Consider the following 18,620-nt stretch of genomic DNA (forward strand, 5'->3'; position numbering starts at 1 on the left):
GGCTCTTCATGCCCATTTGAGAGCTTTCTCATGGCCCTGCGCTCGGAAATCCTAGTGAACAAAAATGTACTGCCCACCGCCGAACAGGCCTTGCCTGGTCGCGAAACCGCCATGTCCGTGCCCGACCAGCACTTCGTCAACGGCCAGCCACTGACCGGCCCCTTCCCCGAGGGCCTCGAGCAGGCCATCTTCGGCCTGGGCTGCTTCTGGGGCGCCGAACGACGGCTGTGGCAGCAACCTGGCGTCTACACCACGGCGGTCGGCTATGCCGGCGGCTTCACCGCCAACCCCACCTACGAAGAAACCTGCTCGGGCCTGACCGGCCACAGCGAGGTCGTGCTGGTGGTGTTCGACCCGCAGCAGACCTCCTACGACGCGCTGCTGAAGGTGTTCTGGGAAGCCCACAACCCGACCCAGGGCATGCGCCAGGGCGGCGACATCGGCACCCAGTATCGTTCGGTGATCTACTGCACCAGCGAAGCGCAACTGCATGCCGCACTGGCCAGCCAGGAAGTGTTCCAGGCCGAACTGAACAAGGCCGGCCTGGGCTCGATCACCACCGAGATTCAGCTGGCCCCGACCTTCTACTATGCCGAGGCATACCATCAGCAGTACCTGGCGAAGAACCCTCAGGGTTATTGCGGCCTGGGTGGGACGGGGGTTTGCCTGCCTGCGAGCTTCTGATCCCGCGCCCCCTGCTCAGGCCTCGGCGATCAACCAGTCCAATGTCCAGCCACCGCGAGTCTGGCCCAGCAGCTGGGCCAGCCATGGCAGCAGCTCGCGCAGCTCATCTTCCAGCCCCCACGGCGGGTTGGCGATGGCCAGGCCGGAGCCGTTCAGCGAGGCGGGGGTATCCACCGGGTGCACCAGCAGCTCCACGCGCAACAGCTTGGGCGCGCCGCTGCCGGCCAGGTCCTGGTAGAAGCGCCGCAGCGCACGGGGGTCCTTGATCGGGTACCAGATGGCGACCACGGTCTGGCGCATGCGCCCGATCGCTTCCTTCAAGGCCTTGGCGCAACGCTGCAGCTCGTCGAGCTGCTCGAACGGCGGGTCGATCAGCATCAGTGCGCGCTTCTCCGGCACCGGCAGCAGAGCACGCGGCACATGCCAGCCCTCGCCCAGGTGCACGGCGACGCGCGGATCCTTCTTCATGTTGTCCTTGAGCATCTGGCCATCCTGGGGATGCTTTTCGTTGAGCAGCACCCGGTCCTGCTGGCGCATCAGGCGCCGCGACAGCTCCGGCGAGCCCGGGTAGTAGCGCAGCTCGCCGTCCGGGTTCATGCGGTTCAACACCCGCAGGTAATCATCTACCAGCGCAGGCCGCTCACTGGCCTCCCAGAGCCGGGCGACCCCTTGCAACCACTCACCGGTGCGGCTCGCCTGGTCGCCACGCAAGTCGTAGAGCCCGAGGCCCGCGTGGGTGTCGAGATAGGCGAAGGGCTGCTCCTTGCGCGACATCAGCGCAATCAGACGGGTCAGGACGATATGTTTGAACACGTCGGCATGGTTGCCGGCATGGAAGGCGTGACGATAGTTCATGGCAACTCCTGCAAGGCCCGGGAGTTTACCTTGCCCCGAAGCGCCAGCCAAAGGCCAGCGCGTCGGAAGGCCACTCAGCGCTCGGCCTGGTAGCTGAGCTCGGCCTGCTCGAAGCGGCTGAGCATGGCTGCCGAAGGGCCGCGGCCGTTACGGCTGACCGTCACGATGGCGAAGGTGGCGAAGACGAAGCCGGGGATGATTTCGTACAGACCGAAGAAGGCGAACTGCTTCCAGATCAGCACCGTCAAGGCGCCGACCAGGATACCCGTCAGGGCGCCGTCGCGGCTCATGCCCTTCCACAGCACCGACAGCAGGATCACCGGGCCGAAGGCCGCGCCAAAACCGGCCCACGCATAGCTGACCAGGCTCAGCACCCGGTTGCGAGGGTCGGAGGCGATGGCGATGGCCACCAGCGCTACGCCCAGGACCATGATCCGCCCGACCCAGACCAGCACGGTCTGGCTGGCGGTCTTGTGCAGGAAGACCTTGTACAGGTCCTGAGTCAGGGCGCTGGAACACACCAGCAGTTGGGTACTGAGGGTGCTCATGACCGCTGCGAGAATGGCGGACAGCACCACGCCGGCGATCCAGGGGTTGAACAACAGCTTGGCCAGCTCGATGAACACCTGCTCGTGATTGCCCAGGGACTGCACCTCGACCTGCGGCACCACCGCAAAGTAGGCGACGCCGAAGAAGCCCACGGCGCAGGTGCCGACCAGGCACAGGATCATCCAGCTCATGGAAATACGCCGGGCCCTGGTGATCGACTTGACCGAGTCGGCGGCCATGAAGCGGGTCAGGATATGCGGCTGGCCGAAATAGCCAAGGCCCCAGCCCAGCAGCGAGACGATGCCGATGAAGGTGGTGTTCTTCAGCACGTCGAAATGTTCGGGTTGCACCTCTGCGATGGCCAGCAGGCTGACATCCAGGCCACCGGTGGCAAGCACCACCATCACCGGCGTGAGAATCAGAGCGAAGATCACCAGCGTGGCCTGCACCGTGTCGGTCCAGCTCACCGCCAGGAAGCCGCCAATGAAGGTGTAGGCGATGGTCGCTGCCGCTCCGGCCCACAGGGCGGTGCTGTAGGACATGCCAAAGGTGCCTTCGAACAGGCGTGCGCCGGCAACGATGCCCGAGGCGCAATAGATGGTGAAGAACACCAGGATGACCACCGCCGAGATCACCCGCAACACGCCGCTGTGGTCTTCGAAGCGATGGGTCAGGTAGTCCGGCAGGGTCTGGGCGTCGCCATTGTGCTCGGTCTGCACCCGCAGCCGCCCGGCCACCAGCCGCCAGTTGAGGTAGGCGCCGGCGATCAGGCCGACGGCGATCCAGCCTTCGGACAGCCCAGACAGGTACATGGCGCCCGGCAGGCCCATGAGCAGCCAGCCGCTCATGTCCGAGGCGCCGGCCGACAGGGCGGTGACCACACTGCCCAGACGGCGGCCGCCGAGAATGTAGTCGGAAAGGTTATTGGTGGAGCGATAGGCGTACAACCCGATCATCACCATGAGGACAAGGTAGATCACGAAGGTGACCAAGGTCGGTAAGCTGGCAGACATAGAAAAAGAGCCCCTGCAATATTGTTGTGACCGATGGATACGGTTGCACCAAGGCGGGGCATGCTATGAGTACGGTGGTTTACGGTGCAACCTGAAACAGGCCAACGGTTGCCCCGGCACATGGGGTTTCTGAGACAAAACATTACAGAAACAAAATGGCGCAAATCTTCAGGAAATACAGGGCATCGCACCAGCAAAGAGCAGACTTTTCCTATTGCCAATACTGGAAACTACCGCACAGGAAATATTCACGAAAATACGGTTGCACCTGGTTGCACCCAACCCTTCCCAGGGATAATCTTCGCCTCAGTTGATGCCACCCGTTCGAGTGGCCTGGATGAGGATAAGAAATTGGCGACGACCACCCTTGGGGTCAAACTTGACGACCCGACCCGCGAGCGACTGAAAGCGGCCGCGACCTCGATCGACCGCACGCCGCACTGGCTGATCAAACAGGCAATCTTCAATTACCTGGAGAAGCTCGAAGGTGGCGCCACCTTGTCCGAACTCAACGGCCACGGCGACAAGAGCGCCGAGGAAATCGGCGAGATCCTCGCCGACCCGGCTCATCAATGCTTTCTCGAGTTCGCCGAGAGCATCCTGCCGCAATCGGTGCTGCGTGCCGCCATCACCGGCGCCTACCGCCGCCCCGAGCAGGAGGTGGTACCGATGCTGCTGGAGCAGGCGCGCCTGCCGGCAGCCATGGCTGAAGCGACCCACAAGCTGGCGGCCGGTATCGCCGAAAAACTGCGCAACCAGAAGAGCGCGGGCGGCCGCGCCGGCATCGTCCAGGGCCTGCTGCAGGAGTTCTCCCTGAGCTCGCAGGAGGGCGTGGCGCTGATGTGCCTGGCCGAAGCGTTGCTGCGCATCCCCGACAAAGGCACCCGTGACGCGCTGATCCGCGACAAGATCAGCACCGGCAACTGGCAGCCGCACCTGGGCAACAGTCCGTCGCTGTTCGTCAACGCCGCCACCTGGGGCCTGCTGCTGACCGGCAGGCTGGTCTCCACGCACAACGAAACCGGCCTGACCTCATCCCTCAGCCGCATCATCGGCAAGAGCGGCGAACCGATGATCCGCAAGGGCGTCGACATGGCCATGCGCCTGATGGGCGAGCAGTTCGTCACCGGCGAAACCATCGCCGAAGCCCTGGCCAACGCCAGCAAGTTCGAAGCCAAGGGCTTTCGCTACTCCTATGACATGCTCGGCGAAGCCGCCCTCACCGAGCACGATGCGCAGAAATACCTGGCCTCCTACGAGCAGGCCATCCACTCCATCGGCAAGGCTTCCCACGGCCGCGGCATCTATGAAGGCCCGGGCATCTCGATCAAGCTGTCGGCGCTGCACCCGCGCTACAGCCGCGCGCAATACGAGCGGGTGATGAACGAACTGTACCCGCGCCTGCTGTCCCTGACCCTGCTGGCCAAGCAGTACGACATCGGTCTTAACATCGATGCCGAGGAAGCCGACCGCCTGGAGCTGTCCCTGGACCTGCTCGAGCGCCTGTGTTTCGAGCCGCAGCTGACCGGCTGGAACGGCATCGGCTTCGTCATCCAGGCCTACCAGAAGCGCTGCCCGTACGTGATCGACTACGTCATCGACCTGGCCCGGCGCAGCCGCCACCGCCTGATGATCCGCCTGGTCAAGGGCGCCTACTGGGACAGCGAAATCAAGCGCGCCCAGGTCGAGGGCCTGGAGGGCTACCCGGTCTACACCCGCAAGGTGTACACCGACGTTTCCTACATCGCCTGCGCACGCAAGCTGCTGTCGGTGCCGGAAGTCATCTACCCGCAGTTCGCCACCCACAACGCCCACACGCTGGCTGCCATCTACCACATCGCCGGCCAGAACTATTACCCCGGCCAGTACGAGTTCCAGTGCCTGCACGGCATGGGCGAACCGCTGTACGAGCAGGTGGTGGGCAAGGTGGCCGACGGCAAGCTGAACCGCCCGTGCCGGGTCTATGCCCCGGTCGGTACCCATGAAACGCTGCTGGCCTACCTGGTCCGCCGCCTGCTGGAAAACGGCGCCAATACCTCGTTCGTCAACCGTATCGCCGACCAGTCCATTTCCATCCAGGAGCTGGTAGCCGATCCGGTAGCCACCATCGAGAAGATGGCCACCCAGGAAGGCAATTTCGGCCTGCCGCACCCGCGCATCCCATTGCCGCGCGACCTGTATGGCCCCGAGCGGGCCAACTCGGCCGGTATCGACCTGGCCAACGAACACCGCCTGGGGTCACTCTCCTCGGCACTGCTGGCGACTGCGCACAACGACTGGAAAGCCGCGCCGATGCTCGGCTGCACTGTCAGCGAAGGCACCGCGCAAGCGGTCCTCAACCCGTCGGACCTGCGCGACGTGGTCGGCCATGTCCAGGAAGCGACCGTCGAGGACGTCGACCAGGCCATCCTCAGCGCCCTGAGCGCCGGGCCGATCTGGCAGGCCACGCCGCCGGCCGAACGTGCCGCTATCCTCGAGCGCGCCGCCGACCTGATGGAAGCCGAGATCCAGCCGCTGATGGGCCTGCTGGCCCGCGAAGCCGGCAAGACCTTCGCCAACGCCATCGCCGAAGTGCGCGAAGCCGTGGACTTCCTGCGCTACTACGCGGTGCAGGCGCGCAATGACTTCAGCAACGACGCCCATCGCCCGCTGGGTCCTGTGGTGTGCATCAGCCCGTGGAACTTCCCGCTGGCGATCTTCAGCGGCCAGGTCGCTGCCGCCCTCGCCGCCGGCAACCCGGTGCTGGCCAAGCCCGCCGAACAGACCCCGTTGGTGGCGGCGCAGGCCGTGCGCCTGCTGCTCGAAGCTGGCATCCCAGCCGGTGTGGTGCAACTGCTGCCCGGGCGCGGCGAAACCGTGGGTGCCCGTCTGGTCGCCGACGAGCGGGTCAAGGGCGTGATGTTCACAGGCTCCACCGAAGTGGCGCGCATGCTCCAGCGCAATATCGCCGGGCGCCTCGACGCCATGGGCCGGCCGATTCCGCTGATCGCCGAAACCGGCGGGCAGAACGCGATGATCGTCGACTCCTCGGCGCTCACCGAGCAGGTGGTGATCGACGTCGTCTCCTCGGCCTTCGACAGTGCCGGCCAGCGCTGCTCGGCGCTGCGCGTCCTGTGCCTGCAGGAAGACTCGGCCGACCGGGTGATCGAAATGCTCAAGGGCGCCATGGCCGAAGCGCGCCTGGGCAACCCCGAGCGTCTGAGCGTGGACATCGGCCCGGTGATCGACGCCCAAGCCAAGGCCGGCATCGACAAGCACATCCAGGGGATGCGCGACAAAGGCCGCAGCGTCTACCAGATGGCCATCGCCGACGGCGAGGAAATCAAGCGCGGCACCTTCGTCATGCCGACCCTGATCGAGCTGGAAAGCTTCGACGAACTGCAACGCGAGATCTTCGGCCCGGTGCTGCACGTGGTGCGCTACAAGCGCCGCGAGCTGGACCAACTGATCGAGCAGATCAACGCCTCCGGCTACGGCTTGACCCTGGGCGTGCACACGCGCATCGACGAGACCATCGCCAAGGTCATCGACAACGTCAACGCCGGCAACGTCTACGTCAACCGCAACATCGTCGGCGCCGTGGTCGGTGTGCAACCCTTCGGCGGTGAAGGCCTGTCCGGGACCGGCCCGAAAGCCGGTGGCCCGCTGTACCTGTATCGCCTGCTGTCGACCTGCCCAGCCGACGGTATCGGCAACGCCTTCACCCGCAACGACGCCGGCAACCCGCCGGACGTGCGCCTGCGCGACGCCATGGCCAAGCCGCTGCAGGCGCTGCAGGCCTGGGCCCAGGGTAATCAACAGCCGGACCTGGTGCTGACCTGCCAGCAGTTCGCCCGGCAGTCGCAGAGCGGCACCAGCCGCCTGCTGACCGGCCCCACTGGCGAGCGCAACAGCTACTCGATCCTGCCGCGCGAGCACGTGCTGTGCCTGGCCGAGGTCGAGGCCGACCTGCTGACGCAACTGGCCGCCGTGCTGGCCGTGGGCAGCAGCGCCGTATGGCTCGATGGCGAACTCGGCAAGACCCTGCGCAACCGCCTGCCCAAGGAGGTGCAAGCGCGCATCAAGCTGGTCGGTGACTGGAGCAGGGACGAGGTGGCCATCGACGCGGTGCTGCACCACGGCGACTCCGACCAGCTGCGTGCGGTATGCCAGCAGGTCGCCCAGCGCAGTGGCGCGATCGTCGGGGTTCAGGGCCTGTCCCAGGGCGAGACCAGCATCGCCCTGGAGCGCCTGGTGATCGAACGCGCGCTGAGCGTCAACACGGCGGCCGCCGGCGGCAACGCGAGCCTGATGACCATCGGCTGAAAAAATTCGAGGGCTGCCCCCGCCCGCCAGGGAGGGGGCAGCCCTCGATTCCCCGCCATCACGCGCATTTATCATGCTGGGCAAACCCTGCCCCCGCCTCTCACACTGGCCGCTTTCCCGATGGAATCGCCGCCATGCCCGAGACCTTGCTCTGCCCGCGCAACCTGGCCTTCGAACTCTATGAAGTACTCGACGCCCAAGCCTTGACCCAGCGCGAGCGCTTCACCGAGCACAGCCGCGAGACCTTCGACGCCGCGATCGACACCGCCCGCAGCATCGCCGAAAAGCTGTTCGCCCCGCACAACCGCAAGGCCGACGAAAACGAGCCGCGCTTCGAGGATGGCCAGGCCGTGCTGATCCCCGAGGTCAAGCCGGCCGTCGATGCCTTCCTGGCCGCCGGTTTTCACAACGCCGCGCGCGACTTCGCCGACGGTGGCATGCAGCTGCCGACCCTGCTGTCCCAAGCCTGTTTCGCGCACTTCCAGGCCGCCAACGTCGGCACCACCGCCTACCCGTTCCTGACCATGGGCGCTGCCAACCTGATCGAAAGTTTTGGCAGTGAAGAGCAGAAGCGGCGCTTCCTGCAGCCGATGATCGAAGGGCGCTTCTTCGGCACCATGGCCCTGACCGAGCCCCAGGCTGGCTCGTCGCTGGCCGACATCCGCACCCGCGCCGAACCCGCTGACGATGGCAGCTATCGCCTGCGCGGCAACAAGATCTTCATCTCCGGCGGCGATCATGCGCTGGCCGAAAATATCGTGCACCTGGTGCTGGCCCGGCTGCCGGATGCACCGCCGGGGGTCAAGGGCATCTCGCTGTTCATCGTGCCCAAGTTCCTGGTCAACGACGACGCCAGCCTCGGCCCACGCAACGACGTGCTGCTGGCCGGGCTGTTCCACAAGATGGGCTGGCGCGGGACCACCTCCACCGCGCTCAACTTTGGCGATAACGGGCAGTGCGTCGGCTACCTGCTGGGCCAGCCGCACCAAGGCCTGGCCTGCATGTTCCAGATGATGAACGAAGCCCGTATCGGCGTCGGCCTCGGCGCGGTGATGCTCGGCTACGCCGGCTATCTGTACTCGCTGGACTATGCCCGCCAGCGCCCGCAGGGGCGTGCGGCAGACAGCAAGAACCCGGCCACGCCAGCGGTCGCGATCATCGAGCACAGTGACGTGCGACGCATGCTGCTGACCCAGAAAGCTTATGTCGAAGGCGCCTTCGACCTGGCGCTGTATGCCGCGCGGCTGTTCGACGACACCCACACCGGGGCGACCCCCGAGGCTCGCCAGCAGGCCCAGCAGCTGCTCGACCTGCTGACCCCGGTGGTCAAGTCCTGGCCTTCGGAGTTCTGCCTCAAGGCCAACGAGCTGGCGATCCAGGTCCTCGGCGGCCATGGTTATACCCGCGACCACATCGTCGAGCAGTACTACCGCGACAATCGCCTGAACCCCATCCATGAAGGCACCCACGGCATCCAGTCCCTCGACCTGCTCGGGCGCAAGCTGGCCCAGCACGGCGGCGCCGGGCTCAAGTTGCTGGTGCGGGCGATCAGCGAGACCTGCCAGCGCTCGCTGCCGTTCGCCGGGCTGGCAGCCCTGCGCACGGCCCTCGAGCGGCTGCTCAACGCCTTGCAGAAGGTCACCCTGGGCTTGCTCGGCGACCTCGGCCAGGGCCAGGTCACCACTGCCCTGGCCAACTCGGCGCTTTACCTGAAGGTGTTCGGCCATACGGTAATCGGCTGGCGCTGGCTGGAGCAGGCCATTCACGCCGAGCAGGGGCTGGCACGCAACGACCCGGCGGATGAGGCGTTCTATCGCGGCAAGCTGCAGGCAGCGCGCTATTTCCTGACCTGGGAAGTACCCGCCTGTCATCACGACCTGGCCCTGCTGGAAGCGCGTGATGACGTGTGTCTCGGTACCCGCCCGCAATGGCTGTAATTTGAGACACTTCCCGGATTGCGAGCGGTCCCGGCGGCTACTACTTTAGGGCTCTCGCGCGGCCACAGGTGCCGCGCCTCGCCAGCCGGAGCCTCCCCCATGCGGTCATCGAAAGTCATTCACGTGGTCAGCTGTCACGCGGCCGGCGAGGTCGGCGACGTCATCGTCGGCGGCGTCGCACCGCCGCCCGGCGAGACCATTTGGGAGCAACGCCGCTTCATCGAGACCGATCAGAGCCTGCGCAATTTCGTGCTCAATGAACCGCGCGGCGGCGTGTTCCGCCATGTCAATCTGCTGGTGCCGCCCAAGCATCCAAAGGCGCAGATGGGCTGGATCGTCATGGAGCCTTGCGACACACCGCCGATGTCCGGCTCCAACTCCATGTGCGTGGCCACGGTGCTGCTTGAAACCGGCATCATCCCCATGGTCGAACCCGTGACCCGCCTGTTCCTCGAGCCACCAGGCGGCCTGATCGAGGTGGTTGCCACCTGCCGTGACGGCAAGGCCGAGCGCATCAGCGTGCGCAACCTGCCGTCCTTCGCCGACAAGCTCGATGCCCATCTGGAAGTCCCCGGCATCGGCACCCTGGTGGTCGACACCGCTTACGGTGGCGACAGCTTCGTGATCGCCGACGCGCGCCGGCTGGGTTTTGCGATCACCCCGGACGAGGCCCGCGACATCGCCGAATACGGGGTGAAGATTACCCAGGCCGCCAACGAACAGCTGGGCTTCAGCCACCCGCTCAACCCGGACTGGAACCACATTTCCTTCTGCCAGATCGCCGAGCCGGTGGCGTTGCACAAGGGCGTGCTCGGCGCCACCAACGCCGTCGCCATCCGCCCCGGCAAGCTCGACCGCTCGCCTTGTGGCACGGGCTGCTCGGCGCGTATGGCGGTATTGCTGGCCAAAGGGCAGATGAAAGTCGGCGAGCGCTTCATCGGCCGCTCGATCCTCGGCACCGAGTTCGAATGCCACATCGACTCCGAGCTCATGGTCGGCGAACGCCCGGGTATCAGCCCGATCATTTCCGGGCAGGCCTGGATCACCGGTACCCACCAGCACACGCTCGACCCCAGCGACCCGTTTCCTGCCGGCTACCGGCTGGCCGACACCTGGCCGCTCGAAGGTCGCTGAGCCTGCAGCGGCATCGGCGTTTTTTCCGCAAGCGCCTCAAGCTTTTTGACAGCGATACAATTCAGCGGGTTAGAATCCCTTGGCACGCTGGCTGCATAGGCCATGGTCCCCATGCCGCGCCAGCGCCTTGCCTACTGACCTGGAGAAATGCCTTTGGATGCGAACACCATCAACAGCCTGTTCTTGATCGGCGCGTTGCTGGTGGGTGCAAGCATTCTGGTCAGCTCGCTGTCGTCGCGCCTGGGCATCCCCATTCTGGTCATCATCCTCGCCGTGGGCATGGCTGCCGGCGTCGACGGTGGCGGCATCATTTTCGATAACTACCCCACGGCCTACCTGGTGGGCAACCTGGCACTGGCGGTGATCCTCCTCGACGGCGGCCTGCGCACCCGGGTTGCCAGCTTTCGCGTAGCACTCTGGCCGGCGCTGTCGCTGGCCACCGTCGGCGTGCTGATCACTACCGGCCTGACCGGCATGATGGCCGCGTGGCTATTCGACCTGAGCCTGCTGCAAGGTTTGCTGATCGGCGCCATCGTCGGCTCCACTGACGCCGCTGCGGTCTTTTCCCTGCTCGGCGGCAAAGGCCTGAACGAGCGGGTCACCGCCAGCCTGGAAATCGAATCGGGCAGCAACGACCCCATGGCCGTATTCCTCACCGTGACTCTCATCGACATGCTGGTGCGCCATCAGACCGGCCTGCATTTCAGCCTGCTCGGCCATCTGGTGCAGGAATTCGGCATCGGCGCCATCGTCGGCCTCGGCGGCGGCTGGCTGCTGTTGCAGCTGGTCAACCGCATCAACCTGGCCACCGGGCTCTACCCGATTCTGGTGGTGGCCGGCGGCCTGGTGGTATTCGCCCTGACCAACGCCCTGCACGGCAGCGGCTTCCTGGCCGTGTACCTGTGTGGCCTGGTGATGGGCAACCGGCCGATCCGCAGCCGCCACGGCATCCTGCACATGCTCGACGGCATGGCCTGGCTGGCCCAGATCGGCATGTTCCTGGTGCTCGGCCTGCTGGTCACGCCCCACGACCTGCTACCCATCGCTCTGCCCGCACTGGCCTTGGCGCTGTGGATGATCCTGGTGGCCCGGCCACTGTCGGTGGTGGTCGGGCTGCTGCCGTTCAAGGCCTTCCATGGTCGTGAGAAAGCCTTCATCGCCTGGGTCGGCCTGCGCGGCGCGGTGCCCATCATTCTTGCGGTGTTCCCGCTGATGGCCGGGCTGCCCCATGCCCAGCTGTACTTCAACCTGGCGTTCTTCATCGTGCTGGTCTCGCTGCTGGTGCAAGGCACCAGCCTGCCGTGGGTAGCCAAGCTGCTCAAGGTGATGGTCCCGCCCGATCCCGCGCCGATTTCCCGCTCGGCGCTGGAAGTCCACGTCACCAGCGAATGGGAGCTGTTCGTCTACCGTCTCGGTGCCGAAAAGTGGTGCATCGGCTCGCCCCTGCGCGAGTTGAAGATGCCCGAAGGGACGCGCATCGCCGCGCTGTTTCGTGGCCAGCAGCTGTTGCACCCCTCCGGCAGCACCGTGCTGGAAGTCGACGACCTGCTCTGCGTGATCGGCCACGAGCACAACCTGTCGGCGCTGGGCAAGCTGTTCAGCCAGGCGCCACAGCGCGGCCTGGACCTGCGCTTCTTCGGCGACTTCGTGCTCGAAGGCGATGCCGAACTGGGCGCCGTCTCGGCCTTGTACGGGCTCAAGCTCGACGGCCTCGACCCGAAGATGCCACTCAGTCGCTTCATCACCCAGAAAGTCGGCGGCGCGCCGATCGTCGGCGACCAGATCGAGTGGAACAACACCCTGTGGACGGTCGCACTGATGGACGGGAACAAGATCCGCAAAGTCGGCGTCAAATTCCCCGAAGGAACACGCCCAGGGCCGGGCCTCTTCCTCTAAACTGCCCATCTCCTTTCGAGCTGTCCGACTTCTCCTATGCCTTTTTTGCGTTCCATTTTCTGTGCAGCCCTGCTCGGGCTGTGCCTTGGCGGCACTGCGGTATTCGCCGCCGACTCGCCGAGCATCGACTCGGTGCAGCTAAGCATCGACAAGATCGCCGATCGCAAGCTCTCCGACGCCGACCAGAAAGCCCTGCAGCAAGTGCTGGAACAGACCCTGACGTTCCTCAACACCGAGCAGGACAACCAGCAGAAGCTGGTAGCGCTCAAGCAGCAGCTTGCCGCCGCGCCACGGGAAACCCCGGAAAACCAGCATGAGCTGACCAGGCTCAAGGCCACCAAGGTCATTCCGGTGACCCAGCGCTACGCCAACCTCAACGTACCGCAGCTGGAACAGCTGCTCAGCGAGCGCAGCGTCGAACAGAGCGACCAGCAGAAGGCCCTGGCCGATGCCAACAGCCTGATCATCACCGCACAGACCCGCCCCGAGCGCGCGCAGACCGAGATCAGCACCAACCAGACGCGCATCCAGCAGATCAACGCCATCCTCAAGAGCGGCAAGGACAACGGCAAGGCGCTCTCCAGCGACCAGCGCAACCAGTACCTGGCCGAGCTCGCCGCGATCAACTCGCTGATCGAGCTGCGCCGCCAGGAACTGGCCGGCAACAGCCAGCTGCAGGACCTGGGCAACAGCCGGCACGACCTGCTGGCCGAAAAGGCTGCACGCATCGACCAGGAAATTCAGGACCTGCAGACCCTGATCAACCAGAAACGCCTGGCGCAGTCCCAGGAGACCGTGACCCAGCAGTCCATCGAGGCACAAAAAGCCGGCGGCAGCAGCGTGCTGGCCACCGAGAGCGCGATGAACGTGACCCTCTCCGACTACCTGCTGCGCAGCACCGACCGCCTCAACACCCTGACCCAGCAGAACCTGCAGACCAAGCAGCAGCTGGACAGCGTCAACCAGAGCGACCAGGCCCTGGACGAGCAGATCAACGTCCTGCGCGGCAGCCTGCTGCTGTCCAAGATTCTCTACAAGCAGAAGCAGGCGCTGCCTCACCTCAAGGTCGACCGCGACCTGGCCGACCGCATCGCCGATATCCGCCTCTACCAGTTCGACGTCAGCCAGCAACGCGAAGCCATCAGCGTACCCGGCGCCTACGTCGACAATCTGCTGGCCACCCAGCCGCCGGAACAGGTCACGCCGCAGCTGCGCAAGCAATTGCTGGACCTGGTCGCCACCCGCAGCGACCTGCTCGAACGTCTGAGCCGCGAGCTCAGCGCGCTGTTGAACGAGTCGATCACCCTGCAGTTGAACCAGAAGCAGTTGCTCAGCACGGCGCAGAGCCTGCGCGCGACCCTCGACGAGCAGATGTTCTGGATTCCCAGCAACAAGCCGCTGGATTTCGACTGGTTCGAAGGCGTGCCCAACCGCCTGACCAAGGAACTCAAGGCCCTGCCGTGGAAATCCAGCCTGGGCGAGCTGCGCGAGGGCCTGCTCGGACGGCTGTGGCTGTTCCTGCCGCTGTTGCTGGTGATCGGCCTGCTGCTGTGGCGGCGTGATTATCTCTACGCGCAACTGAACAAGGTGCACCGCGACATCGGCCACTTCAAGCGTGACCGCCAATGGCACACGCCCCTGGCGATCCTGATCAACGTGCTGCTGGCGATGCCGGTGGCCATGGCCTTCGCCCTGTGCGGCTATGCCCTGTTGATCGACGCCCGCGGGCAGAACGCCGGCCTCGGCTCGGCGATCCTGCAGATCGGCCTGGCCTGGCTGGTGTTCTACACCGCCTATCGCGTGCTGGCGCCGGGCGGCGTGGCCGAGCTGCATTTCCGCTGGCAGAAGCCGCAGGTCGAATTCCTGCGCAACTGGGTGCGGCGCCTGGGTTTCGTGGTGCTGGCGCTGGTGTCGGTGGTGGCGGTCGCCGAACTGCAGCCTTCGGCCCTGGCCGACGACGTGCTGGGCATCGCCGTGGTGCTGACGTGCTACGCCTGGATGGCCTGGCTGCTCAGCCGCCTGCTGATTCGCAGCCCGACCCACGAAACCGCCTCGCTGTTTCGCAAGACCGTCGGCGTGGTCTTTGCCATGCTGCCGGTGGCGCTGTTCGTGGCGGTGTGCTTCGGCTACTACTACACCGCGCTGAAGCTGACCGACCGGCTGATCGACACCCTGTACCTGACCATGCTCTGGCTGGTGATCGAGGCCGCCTTTGTGCGCGGTCTCGGCGTGGCCGCGCGGCGCCTGGCCTACCAGCGCGCACTGGCCAAGCGCCAGGCCGCCAAGGACAGCGGCGACGGCGAGATCCCGCTGGAAGAACCGACCCTGGACATCGAACAAGTCAACCAGCAGTCCCTGCGCCTGGTGCGCCTGGCCCTGCTGGGCGGCTTCATCGGCGCCCTGTACTGGGTCTGGAGCGACCTGATCAGCGTATTCGCCTACCTCGACAACATCACCCTGTACGAATACACCAGCGGCACCGGCGCGGCCATGAGCATGGTGCCCATCAGCCTCGGCGACCTGCTGGGCGCGCTGGTGATCATCGGCATCACCTTCGCTCTGGCGGGCAACCTGCCCGGCCTGCTCGAGGTGCTGGTGCTGTCGCGCCTGAATCTGGCCCAGGGCAGCGCCTACGCCACCACCACGTTGCTGTCCTATGCCATCGCCGGCATCGGCTTCGTCTCCACGCTGTCCACCCTGGGGGTCAGCTGGGACAAGCTGCAATGGCTGGTGGCGGCACTCTCGGTCGGCCTGGGCTTCGGCATGCAGGAAATCTTCGCCAACTTCATCTCCGGCATCATGATCCTGTTCGAGCGCCCGGTGCGGATCGGCGACACCATCACCATCGGCAACCTGTCGGGCACGGTGAGCAAGATCCGCATCCGCGCCACCACCATCACCGACTTCGATCGCAAGGACATCATTGTCCCCAACAAGACGTTCATTACCGGCCAGCTGATCAACTGGTCGCTGACCGACACCATCACCCGGGTCACCCTGAAACTGGGCGTAGACTACGGTTCGGACCTGGACCTGGTGCGCACCCTGCTGCTCAAGGGCGCCACGGAAAACCCGCGGGTGCTCAAGGACCCGGCGCCCAGCGTGTACTTTCTCAACTTCGGCGAGAGCACCCTGGACCACGAGCTGCGCATGCACGTACGCGACCTCGGTGACCGCAACCCGGTGCTCGACGAAATGAACCGCTACATCAACCGAGAGTTCAAGAAGCACCACATCAACATCTCGTTCCGACAGATGGAGGTTTACCTGAAGAACACCCAGGGTCAGGAATACAAGATGGTGCCGATCGACTCACCGCCACCGGCGCCGCCGGCCATCGAGCCTGCGCCGCAGGCCAAGACACCGCCGCGGCCACCGCTGTCACAACTGGATTGATGCCGGGAGGCTGCCTTTGAAAGCGCTCGACGAACTGAACTTCGACAACCGTTTCGCCGCTCTTGGCGACGTGTTTTCCACCCATGTCCTGCCGCAGCCACTCGACGCGCCGCGGCTGGTGGTGGCCAGCGACGCGGCCATGGCTCTGCTCGACCTCGACCCCAGCCAGGCTCGGGAGGAGGTGTTCGCCCAGCTGTTCGGCGGGCACAAGCTGTGGGCTGAAGCCGAGCCGCGGGCAATGGTGTATTCCGGTCATCAATTCGGCCATTACAACCCGCAGCTGGGCGACGGCCGTGGGCTGTTGCTCGGCGAGGTGTACAACGACGCCGGCGAGCACTGGGACCTGCACCTCAAGGGCGCCGGGCAAACCCCCTACTCGCGCATGGGCGACGGCCGCGCCGTGCTGCGCTCCTCGATCCGCGAATTCCTCGCTAGCGAAGCGCTGGCCGCACTGGGCATCCCCAGCAGTCGCGCGCTGTGCGTGATCGGCTCGGACACCCCGGTCTGGCGCGAGAAACAGGAACGCGGCGCCACCTTGCTACGCCTGGCCCACAGCCATGTGCGCTTCGGCAGTTTCGAGTACTTCTATTACACCCGCCAGCCCGAGCAACTGCAGAAGCTGGTGGATCACGTGATCGCCGCGCACTACCCCGAATGCCTGGAGCAGCCACAGCCCTACCTGGCGCTGTTTCGCAGCATCGTCGAGCGCAACGCCGAGCTGATCGCCCAATGGCAGGCCTACGGTTTCTGCCACGGGGTGATGAACACCGACAACATGTCGATACTGGGCATCACCTTCGACTTCGGACCGTTCGCCTTCCTCGACGACTTCGACGCCGGCTTCATCTGCAACCACTCCGACCACGAAGGCCGCTACTCCTTCAGCAATCAGGTGCCGATCGCCCACTGGAACCTCAGCGCGCTGGGCCAGGCACTGGTCAACCTGGTGGAGGTCGAGGCGCTGCGCGAGGCGTTGGCGCTGTTTCTGCCGCTGTACCAGGCGCACTACCTGGACCTGATGCGCCGACGCCTGGGCTTGAGCACCGCGCAGGACGGCGACCTGGCCCTGGTCGAGCGCCTGCTCGGCCTGATGCAACTGGGAGCGGTGGATTACAACCTGTTCTTCCGACGCCTCGGCGAACAGCCCGCGCCACAGGCGTTGGGCAAGGTCCGCGACGACTTCGTCGACCTGGCCGGCTTCGATCAGTGGGGACACGACTACCTGGCCCGCATCGCCAGCGAGGACGCTGCCGGGCGCACGGCACGGATGAACGCGGTCAACCCGTTGTACGTACTGCGCAACTACCTGGCGCAGAAGGCCATCGACGCTGCCGAGGATGGCAACTACGAAGAAGTGCGCCGCCTGCACCAGGTGCTGGCCCGCCCCTTCGAGGAGCAGGCCGGCATGCAAGCCTACGCCGAGCGACCGCCGGAGTGGGGCAAGCATTTGGAGATCAGCTGTTCTTCGTGAGGTCCTTAGCCGTTGATCAGGCACTTGAAAATTTCCACGGGTAATACCAGATAGCTGGAATACCTGAATGTTTCCCCGGAGCCCGGCATGACTGATTCGCTAGTGATCCCCTGCCCGCACTGCAACGGCCTCAACCGCATCCCCGCCGAGCGCCTGGCCGACCAGCCCAAGTGCGGGCGTTGCAAGGCCATGGTGCTGCTCGACAAGCCATTCGAGCTCAAGCAAGGCGACTACGCCAGTCAGGTCAAGGGCGACCTGCCGTTGCTGGTGGATGTGTGGGCCGAATGGTGCGGACCCTGCAAGTCGTTCGCGCCGGTGTTCGAGCAGGCCGCCAGCCGCCTGTCAGGCAAGTGCCGGCTGGCCAAGCTGGACAGCGATGGCAACCCGCAGCTATCCAGCCAGTTGGCGATTCGTTCGATTCCCAGTCTGATATTGTTCAAGAACGGCCGCGAAGTGGCCCGTCAGAGTGGCGCCATGCCGTTGCAGCAGCTGTTGGCGTGGCTGGCCGGGCACGGTGTGCAGGGCTGATGCCCTCAGGCCGACTCAAGCAGGTTATGCAGCTCGACGAACTGCTGCGTCAGCTTGTGCCGCGGGTCGAAGTGGATCAGCGGTACATTGGCCTGATGTGACTCGCGCATCTTCACGGAGCTTGCCAGGTAAACCGGCAGCACCGGCAAGCCTTCGGCGATCAGCTCGTCGAGTATCTGCTGCGGCAGGCTGGCCCGCGCCTGAAACTGATTGACCACAATGCCCTCCACCTCGAGACCCTCGTTGTGGTCTTCCTTGAGCTCTTCGATCTCCGCCATCAGCCCATAGAGGGCGTTGCGCGAAAAACTGTCGCAGTCGAAGGGAATCAGCACACGATCTGCGGCAATCAACGCCGATATCGCATAGAAATTCAAGGCCGGCGGAGTGTCCAGGTAGATCCGGTCATAGTCTTCGGAAAGCTCGTCCAGCAGCTTTCGCAGTTTGTTGATCTTGTGCTTGGCCTCCAGCTTGGGCTGCAGGTCGGCCAGCTCGGCGCTGGCCGTGACCACGTGCAGGTTGTCATAGGGCGTCTCGTAGATTTCCACTCGATTCTTCTTCGACGCCGGCCCCGAGGACAGTATCTGCTTGAAGAATTCGGCGATGCCCATCGGAATGTCGTCCCCCGTCAGCCCGGTCAGGTACTGGGTCGAATTGGCCTGGGCATCAAGGTCGATCAGGAGTGTTCGAAAGCCTTCCTGCGCGCTGACCGCTGCAAGATTGCAGGCAATACTCGACTTGCCTACACCACCTTTCTGGTTGAACACCACACGCCGCATTGCAAAACCTCCGTGTACAAATTCGTTGAAGTGTAGGGGGCGTGTGTGACGTTTAGCCAGTGAAAGTGGGAAAAGT

At 65.0% G+C, this 18,620-nt stretch carries 11 protein-coding genes; 8 read left to right on the forward strand and 3 right to left on the reverse strand.

The genetic code is table 11. The features are described from left to right. Positions 1–30: 30 nt before the first annotated feature. The gene (gene msrA, locus SFA35_RS23795) at positions 31–684 is read left to right on the forward strand and encodes a peptide-methionine (S)-S-oxide reductase MsrA (RefSeq protein ID WP_320573325.1); all 654 of its coding nucleotides are present in this window, start codon (positions 31–33) and stop codon (positions 682–684) included. A 15-nt stretch (positions 685–699) separates the two neighbouring features. On the opposite strand, the gene SFA35_RS23800 is transcribed toward msrA, so the two are convergent. After that, entirely contained in the window at positions 700–1,539 is an 840-nt protein-coding gene (locus tag SFA35_RS23800) for a 23S rRNA (adenine(2030)-N(6))-methyltransferase RlmJ (protein WP_320573328.1), read from the reverse strand. Between the two features lie 74 nt (positions 1,540–1,613). After that, positions 1,614–3,101: a sodium/proline symporter PutP gene (gene putP, locus SFA35_RS23805; protein ID WP_320573331.1), complete on the reverse strand. Its 1,488-nt coding sequence runs from the start codon at positions 3,099–3,101 to the stop codon at positions 1,614–1,616. A 351-nt stretch (positions 3,102–3,452) separates the two neighbouring features. Here putP and putA point away from each other — a divergent pair, with 351 nt between their 5' ends. The 7 genes from putA to trxC all read left to right on the forward strand — a co-directional run bounded on the left by putA (position 3,453) and on the right by trxC (position 17,768). Next, positions 3,453–7,406 carry a trifunctional transcriptional regulator/proline dehydrogenase/L-glutamate gamma-semialdehyde dehydrogenase gene (gene putA / locus SFA35_RS23810; RefSeq protein ID WP_320573334.1) on the forward strand — a complete coding sequence of 1,318 codons (3,954 nt, stop codon included), beginning with the start codon at positions 3,453–3,455 and terminating at the stop codon, positions 7,404–7,406. Between the two features lie 134 nt (positions 7,407–7,540). Next, positions 7,541–9,343: an acyl-CoA dehydrogenase gene (locus SFA35_RS23815; RefSeq protein ID WP_320573336.1), complete on the forward strand. Its 1,803-nt coding sequence runs from the start codon at positions 7,541–7,543 to the stop codon at positions 9,341–9,343. 99 nt (positions 9,344–9,442) lie between these two features. Continuing rightward, positions 9,443–10,477, forward strand: coding sequence for a trans-3-hydroxy-L-proline dehydratase (locus SFA35_RS23820; RefSeq protein ID WP_320573338.1), 1,035 nt, complete (start codon positions 9,443–9,445; stop codon positions 10,475–10,477). 153 nt (positions 10,478–10,630) lie between these two features. Beyond that, on the forward strand, positions 10,631–12,373 hold the full coding sequence (locus SFA35_RS23825; RefSeq protein ID WP_320573340.1) for a potassium/proton antiporter: 1,743 nt from the start codon (positions 10,631–10,633) through the stop codon (positions 12,371–12,373). Between the two features lie 36 nt (positions 12,374–12,409). Continuing rightward, positions 12,410–15,769: a mechanosensitive channel MscK gene (gene mscK, locus SFA35_RS23830; protein WP_320573342.1), complete on the forward strand. Its 3,360-nt coding sequence runs from the start codon at positions 12,410–12,412 to the stop codon at positions 15,767–15,769. 16 nt (positions 15,770–15,785) lie between these two features. Continuing rightward, positions 15,786–17,240, forward strand: coding sequence for a protein adenylyltransferase SelO (selO, locus tag SFA35_RS23835; protein WP_320573344.1), 1,455 nt, complete (start codon positions 15,786–15,788; stop codon positions 17,238–17,240). A gap of 87 nt (positions 17,241–17,327) precedes the next feature. Continuing rightward, complete coding sequence (trxC, locus tag SFA35_RS23840) at positions 17,328–17,768, forward strand: thioredoxin TrxC (RefSeq protein WP_320573346.1); 441 nt, start codon at positions 17,328–17,330, stop codon at positions 17,766–17,768. Between the two features lie 5 nt (positions 17,769–17,773). Here the strand turns inward: trxC and SFA35_RS23845 are convergent, their stop codons facing one another. Further along, positions 17,774–18,544: a ParA family protein gene (locus SFA35_RS23845; RefSeq protein ID WP_320573348.1), complete on the reverse strand. Its 771-nt coding sequence runs from the start codon at positions 18,542–18,544 to the stop codon at positions 17,774–17,776. Positions 18,545–18,620: the final 76 nt, after the last annotated feature.

Origin of the sequence: Pseudomonas sp. HR96, assembly GCF_034059295.1 — a bacterium.
GTDB lineage: Bacteria > Pseudomonadota > Gammaproteobacteria > Pseudomonadales > Pseudomonadaceae > Aquipseudomonas.

Excerpts from the sequence above, each read along its gene's own strand:
- msrA (WP_320573325.1), top strand. The coding sequence starts at position 31 with ATGGCCCTGCGCTCGGAAATCCTAGTGAACAAAAATGTACTGCCCACC.
- SFA35_RS23800 (WP_320573328.1), bottom strand. The coding sequence starts at position 1,539 with ATGAACTATCGTCACGCCTTCCATGCCGGCAACCATGCCGACGTGTTC.
- putP (WP_320573331.1), bottom strand. The coding sequence starts at position 3,101 with ATGTCTGCCAGCTTACCGACCTTGGTCACCTTCGTGATCTACCTTGTC.
- SFA35_RS23815 (WP_320573336.1), top strand. The coding sequence starts at position 7,541 with ATGCCCGAGACCTTGCTCTGCCCGCGCAACCTGGCCTTCGAACTCTAT.
- SFA35_RS23820 (WP_320573338.1), top strand. The coding sequence starts at position 9,443 with ATGCGGTCATCGAAAGTCATTCACGTGGTCAGCTGTCACGCGGCCGGC.
- mscK (WP_320573342.1), top strand. The coding sequence starts at position 12,410 with ATGCCTTTTTTGCGTTCCATTTTCTGTGCAGCCCTGCTCGGGCTGTGC.
- trxC (WP_320573346.1), top strand. The coding sequence starts at position 17,328 with ATGACTGATTCGCTAGTGATCCCCTGCCCGCACTGCAACGGCCTCAAC.
- SFA35_RS23845 (WP_320573348.1), bottom strand. The coding sequence starts at position 18,544 with ATGCGGCGTGTGGTGTTCAACCAGAAAGGTGGTGTAGGCAAGTCGAGT.